Source organism: Nocardia sp. AB354, from assembly GCF_049538315.1.
GTDB classification, from domain to species: Bacteria; Actinomycetota; Actinomycetes; order Mycobacteriales; family Mycobacteriaceae; genus Nocardia; species Nocardia nova.
Map to the genome: position 1 here is coordinate 336,750 of NZ_JBMVFU010000006.1, position 6,020 is coordinate 342,769.

8 protein-coding genes are annotated in these 6,020 nt (G+C 67.1%); 4 read left to right on the forward strand and 4 right to left on the reverse strand.

Going from position 1 to position 6,020, the window contains the following annotated elements; translation table 11 throughout:
* Positions 1–59 precede the first annotated feature (59 nt).
* The 4 genes from ACPCUW_RS11995 to ACPCUW_RS12010 all read right to left on the reverse strand — a co-directional run bounded on the left by ACPCUW_RS11995 (position 60) and on the right by ACPCUW_RS12010 (position 2,405).
* Entirely contained in the window at positions 60–476 is a 417-nt protein-coding gene (locus tag ACPCUW_RS11995) for a PPOX class F420-dependent oxidoreductase (protein WP_423424789.1), read from the reverse strand.
* A gap of 33 nt (positions 477–509) precedes the next feature.
* A complete protein-coding gene (locus ACPCUW_RS12000; RefSeq protein WP_423424790.1) occupies positions 510–1,178 on the reverse strand; it encodes a dihydrofolate reductase family protein in 669 nt (222 codons plus the stop codon).
* An 80-nt stretch (positions 1,179–1,258) separates the two neighbouring features.
* Positions 1,259–1,819 carry a carboxymuconolactone decarboxylase family protein gene (locus tag ACPCUW_RS12005; protein WP_423424792.1) on the reverse strand — a complete coding sequence of 187 codons (561 nt, stop codon included), beginning with the start codon at positions 1,817–1,819 and terminating at the stop codon, positions 1,259–1,261.
* Between the two features lie 94 nt (positions 1,820–1,913).
* Complete coding sequence (locus ACPCUW_RS12010) at positions 1,914–2,405, reverse strand: MarR family winged helix-turn-helix transcriptional regulator (protein WP_423424793.1); 492 nt, start codon at positions 2,403–2,405, stop codon at positions 1,914–1,916.
* A gap of 151 nt (positions 2,406–2,556) precedes the next feature.
* Between ACPCUW_RS12010 and ACPCUW_RS12015 the strand changes: the two genes are divergently transcribed.
* The 4 genes from ACPCUW_RS12015 (at position 2,557) to ACPCUW_RS12030 (ending at position 5,797) form a co-directional block, all read left to right on the forward strand.
* A complete protein-coding gene (locus tag ACPCUW_RS12015; RefSeq protein WP_423424795.1) occupies positions 2,557–3,588 on the forward strand; it encodes a sugar ABC transporter substrate-binding protein in 1,032 nt (343 codons plus the stop codon).
* 13 nt (positions 3,589–3,601) lie between these two features.
* Positions 3,602–4,651 (forward strand): ABC transporter permease, encoded by a 1,050-nt coding sequence (locus ACPCUW_RS12020; protein WP_423424796.1) that lies wholly within the window; start codon positions 3,602–3,604, stop codon positions 4,649–4,651.
* The gene (locus tag ACPCUW_RS12025) at positions 4,648–5,463 is read left to right on the forward strand and encodes an ATP-binding cassette domain-containing protein (protein WP_051755122.1); all 816 of its coding nucleotides are present in this window, start codon (positions 4,648–4,650) and stop codon (positions 5,461–5,463) included. The genes ACPCUW_RS12020 and ACPCUW_RS12025 overlap by 4 nt, the downstream gene beginning before the upstream one ends.
* 97 nt (positions 5,464–5,560) lie before the next feature.
* Positions 5,561–5,797: a cold shock domain-containing protein gene (locus ACPCUW_RS12030; protein WP_036522709.1), complete on the forward strand. Its 237-nt coding sequence runs from the start codon at positions 5,561–5,563 to the stop codon at positions 5,795–5,797.
* Positions 5,798–6,020: the final 223 nt, after the last annotated feature.

The following is a 6,020-nucleotide window of genomic DNA, read 5'->3' on the forward strand; positions in this document are numbered from 1 at the left end:
CCCTCGCCGATTTCGGCGCGAACGTCACGGCCGCGATACGCCCAGGGCTGAGAAGAGACTCAGCTCACATCACGCGCCCCGCCGTCCGGATTCGCGGGATCGATGTGCCAGCTACGGATCCGCCGCGGATGAATGCGAATGATGGTGTGCGCGAACCAGTCCGGCGCCACCGGAGGCGTATCGACATCGAGGATCTCGCCGACGCCACGGATCTCCACTCCGCGCCCCCAGCCGGGCTTCACCTCGGCTGGATCGTCCGGCGTCATATCGTCGACGACCAGGCTCACATTCGGATTACCCCGCACATTGCGGTAGCGCTGCGCGCTCGGACTCGGTCCGCCGATATCGATCGTGCCGTCGTCGTTCACCCGAAATCCCACCGGTACCAGCTGTGGCCGCCCGTCCGCCGTCACAGTGGCCAGCCGGCCCAGCGACTGGGAGGTCAGATAGGTGCGCTCGGCCGCGGTGAAAGTCATGCCGCCACGCTAAGAGCTCGAGTGCGGTTGAGGTCAAGCGGTGTGCGGGTTCGGTCGGTCGGCCACTTTCGTGAGATGGAAGTGGGTGACGTTGTCGCCTTGGCGGGCTGGGGACGCGGTGTAGCCAGGAAGGCTGCCGAGGCCGTCGTAGAGGCGTTCGCCGGCGCCGAGGAGAGTGGGGACGAGAGCCAGGTGGAGGTCATCGACGAGCCCGGCCCGCAGGAAGCGGCGGACGGTCGCGGCTCCGCCGCCGAGGCGGACGTCCTTGCCTCCGGCGGCGGAGAAGGCTCGTGCCAGCACGTTTTCGGGGGTGTCGTCGACGAAGTGGAAGGTGGTGCCGCCGTCCATCTCGAGCGCCGGGCGCGGGTGGTGGGTGAGGACGAAGACCGGGTGGTGATAGGGCGGGTTGGGGCCCCACCAGCCGGTCCACAAATCATCGGGCCATTCCCCGCGAACGGGCCCGAACATGTTGCGGCCCATGATGGTCGCGCCGACATTCGTTTCACCGGCGGCGAGCTGTTCGTCGTCGATTCCGGTGCTGCCGCCGTCCTGGCCGATCATCCGCCGGCCGGTGCGGGTGACGAAAACCCATTCGTGCAGGCGTTCGCCGCCGACGCCGAGCGGATGGTCCGGACCTTGGTCGGGACCCGCGACGTACCCGTCCAGTGAGATCGAGAGATTGTGGACACGGAGACGGGGCATGGCGGGTCCTCTCACGGAGTGCTTGCCGATTGCAATTGCCCTGCACTCTATCGCCGGTGCTTGTCAATTGCAATCAGTTGTCAGGCCGTGTGCAGGCCCGCCGACCAGGCGAATGCGGTGAGCGTGGGGTCGAGTGGCGCCTCGGTGAGCCGATTGCCCAGTGTGGACAGCGTGTAGGTGCCGATTCCCAGCACCACCTCGAGGGCCTGTTCGGTGGTGTAGCCGTGCGAGAGGAAATCGCTCGCTCGTTCGTCGGGGACTTTGCCGGCGGTTTCGACGACGGTGAGGGTGAACTCCTGGAGTGCGGCCAGGCGGGGATCGGGGAGGGGGCGCTGTTCGCGCAGCGCGGTGATCAGTTCCGGGTCGGCGCCGATCTCGGTCAGCTTCGCGGTGTGCATGGCGACGCACAGGTGACATTCGTTGCGCGTGGCCATGGTCATGACCAGCACCTCGCGCGACAGTTGGTCGAGGGTGCTGCCTTCGAAGAGCGCGTTGAGTTTCATGAAGCCGTCGAGCAGTCGTGGCGACGTCGCCATTTTCCCCACCGCGGCGGGGAGGTAGCCGAAGTGCGCGGCGGTCGCGGTCATCGTGCGACGGGCCTCGGTGGGTGCGGAGTCGAGGGTGTGGGTGGGGAAGTGCATGCGTCGATCCGTTCGAGTTAGACAACCAAGTTGTCTAAACAGTAAACCGGGTTGTCGAATTGAGCAAGCCTGGACGGCCGCCGGGCGGAGCCGGTCAGCTCCCGAACCACCCCGCGACATCGAGCCGGAACGATTCCGGCGGGACCATCGTGCGCAACGCGGCCTCCATATCCCGCACGCGCTGGGTGCCCAGCTCGTGCACCCACCGGCGTCGCAACCGCTCGAAGATCTCGGCCGACTGCCGCAACGCGTCGATTCCGCGCGGGGTCAGGCAGACGATCTTGCGCCGGGCGTCGTCGGGATCCTCGACACGTTCGGCATAGCCCAGCGCGGTCAGCTTCTCGACCGTCTTGCCCGCCGCCTGCTTGGTGACGCCCAGCTTCCGGCCGATATCGCTGGCCGTCGCCCCCTGCACTCCGATCGCCTGCATCGCGAATCCGTGGGCCGGGCGCATATCGGGATGCCCCCGCTCCGCCAGCTCGGCATGCAATTCGTCGATGAGCGAGCGGAACCCGGCGAACAGCAACAGCGGCAGCTCGAACCCGGGGCTGTCGACCGGGGCCCTCCCGCGTTTTCCGACAACCATGTTGACGAGGGTAGTCGCCGTGACGGAGGCCGACGCGAGGCGCCACCCGTGGGCGCGTGTCACCGGTCGCGGCCGGTCCGGTGGTGTTCAATACACCTGGAGTGCTCCGGAACGAGTACCCACCTTGTTCTGCCGAATGCCCGGAGGCGCGATGACCACACGGCCACAGCGGATTCCCGCCCGCCCTCCCGCGCCGCGACATGCTCGCGGCCTCGCACGCCGGCTCGCGCCAGGGCTGGCTCTCACCGCGATCCTCGCGGCGTGCAGCGGACCTGGCGCCGATGTCTCCGAATCACACACTCCCGCAACGGTTTCGACGGCTCCGCTGAACTCGGTCGCGGTGGTCACGCACGGCAGCCCCGGCGACGCGTTCTGGAATGTGGTGAAAAACGGCGCCGAGGCGGCCGGTAAGGATCTGGGCATCCGGGTCGAATACAACTCCTCGGGGGATCCGGGGGAGCAGGCCAAGCTGGTGGACAACGCGGTGGCCCAGCATGTGGACGGGTTGGTGGTGTCGATGGCCAATCCGCAGGCGCTGCGCCCGTCCGTCGAGCACGCCGTCGCGGCGGGAATTCCGGTCGTCACGATCAACTCCGGCGAAGCCGAGAGCGCGGCTGCCGGTGCGATCGGGCATGTCGGCCAGAGTGAGCGACAGGCGGGAACGGCCGCCGGCAAACGCCTGCGTGAGGCCGGCCGGGCCAGGATGCTCTGCGTCATCCACGAGGCCGGCAATATCGGCGCCAACGACCGCTGCGCCGGCGCGATCGACGGATTCGGCGGAAACGCCACCACCTTGCAGGTCGACATCAACAATCCGGCCGATGCGCAGTCGCGGATCAAGGGAGCGTTGGAGGCCGACCACTCGATCGACGCGGTGCTGACCCTCAATTCGCAGATCGCCGCCCGCGCGGTCGACGGGGTGCGCGAATCCCGTTCCCGCGCCGCCGTCGCCACCTTCGACCTGAATTCCGATGTGGTGAGCGCGATCCGGGCCGGCACCCTGCTGTTCGCGGTCGACCAGCAGCAGTACGAACAGGGGTATCTGCCGGTCGTGATGTTGCAGCTGTATCGGCGCAATCTCAACACGGTCGGTGGCGGGATGCCGGTGCAGACCGGACCCGCCTTCGTGGACAAGACCAACGTCGACGCCATCGCCGCCCTCGTGGCACAGGGCACGCGCTGAGCAGGGAGCTGTCATGACCGACACCGCAACGGTTTCCGAAGCCACCGCCCCCGCAGCGATCCGGCCGTCGCTGCTGAACCGGCTGATCGTCCGCCCCGAAATCGGCGCCGGTCTCGGCGCGCTGGTGGTATTCGTCTTCTTCGCCGTGATCACCGACCGGTTCCTCAGTCCCCTCGGGGTGGCCACCTGGCTCGACGACGCCTCGACGCTCGGCATCATGGCCGTAGCGGTCGCGCTGCTGATGATCGGCGGCGAATTCGATCTGTCCGCCGGGGTGATGACCGCGTCGACGGCCTTGGTGACCGCCATGCTCGCGGTACACGCGGGATGGAATGTCTGGTTCGCGCTGGGTGTTTCGCTGCTCTTCGCGCTCGTGGTCGGCGCGCTGAACGGGTGGGTGGTGATGCGCACCGGCCTGCCCAGTTTCATCGTCACACTGGGTACGTTCCTGGCTCTGCAGGGCCTCAACCTCGGCGTGACGCGGCTGGTCACGGGGACCGTGCAGGTGTCGGGCATCCGTTCGGCGCCCGGATACGCCTCGGCCGGTTGGGTTTTTGCGGCGACGACGAATCTCGGTGACGCCCGCATCCAAGCGTCGGTGCTGTGGTGGATCGCCGTCACCGCGGTGGCGACGCTGGTGCTGGTGCGCACCCGCTTCGGTAACTGGATCTACGCGGTCGGCGGTTCGCTGCCCAGCGCTCGTGCCGTCGGTGTCCCGGCGGCGCGGACCAAGATCCTGCTGTTCATGGGCACCGCCTGCGCGGGCTGGATCGTCGGCTCGTGCAATCTGCTGCGGTTCGCGAGTGTGCAAGCCAACCAGGGCGTGGGACTGGAATTCCAGTACATCATCGCCGCGGTCGTCGGCGGTTGCCTGCTCACCGGCGGATTCGGATCGGTGCTGGGCGCGGCCATCGGCGCGCTGATCTTCGGCATGGCCCGGCAGGGAATCGTGTTCGCGCGCTGGGACAGCGACTGGTTCATGCTCTTCCTCGGGGTGCTGCTGCTCGCCGCGGTTCTGGTCAACAACGCCTTCGCCAAGCGCGCGGAAAGGTTGCGCCGATGACTCCTCAGCACACGGCGGCGCAGACCACAGCCGCGCCGCTGATCGAGACGGTGAACATCGGGAAGAGCTACGGCGGCGTCGTCGCCCTGTCGGATATCTCGATGGTCGTTCGCGCCGGGGAGGTCACGTGCGTACTCGGCGACAACGGCGCCGGGAAGTCGACCCTGATCAAAATCCTCGCCGGCGTTCATCGTCACGATGCCGGTGAGCTGCGCATCGACGGTGAGCCGACCCGGTTCTCCTCGCCACGCGAGGCGTTGGACCGCGGTATCGCCACCGTCTACCAGGACCTGGCGGTCGTACCGCTGATGAGTGTGTGGCGCAATTTCGTCCTCGGCTCGGAACCGACCCGCGGCGCCGGGCCCCTGCGCCTGCTGGATCGAGCGACCGCGCGCGAGATCACGCGAACCGCGTTGTCGGACATGGGAATCGAGATTCGCGATCTCGAGCAGCCGGTCGGCACGCTGTCGGGCGGGCAGCGGCAGTGTGTGGCGATCGCCCGTGCGGTGCATTACGGCGCGAAGGTTCTCATCCTCGACGAACCGACTGCCGCGCTCGGCGTCAAACAGTCCGGCGTGGTGCTGCGGTATGTCGCGCAGGCCCGTGATCGCGGCCTCGGAGTCGTGCTGATCACGCACAACCCGCATCACGCCTATCCGGTCGGCGACCGATTCCTGCTGCTGCGGCGCGGCCGCGCACTCGGCGGCTACGACAAGTCGCAGATCGACCTGCCGGAGCTGACCCGGCAGATGGCCGGCGGCGCGGAACTGGAAGCGCTGCAACATGAATTGCGTCGTCCGCTGCCGGAGTGAGCGGCGGTCGGCGTGGCGGGCGCGAGCGCTGGACTGTCGGTGGGGGTCCGGTTACCCTCTGCCTGGCCCGACGTCGAGAAGTAAGTGAGAAGCGTAGTTGCACGGCACGGTGAAGTGGTTCGACAGTGAGAAAGGCTTCGGTTTCATAATCCCGGATGCCGGCGGGGCGGAAGTTTTCGTCGAATACACCGAGGTTCACGGCGACGGTTTCCGGCGATTGGTGCAGGGCCAGCGCGTCGAGTTCGACGTACGCCACACCAAGGCGGGCCCGGAAGCCGAGGGCGTCCGAATCGAGCCGATGCGCCGACTGTGGCCCGACCCACACGAACTGTGACCTGTCGGGCAGATCACTATTCCCGAAAACGAGTTAACGCGCCTTTCTGGGCCCTCGATATGTTGATCGTCAGTTTGTACGACTGAATTGAAACAACGAAGAGGTATTTATGATCCCCGTTATCATCGACACCGGTAGTGCTGCTGTGAACGGCCTGTTCGACACCCTGGGTGCCGCCTTCCACGGCCTGGTCAACACCCTGTGGACCGGCTCTTTCGGTGGC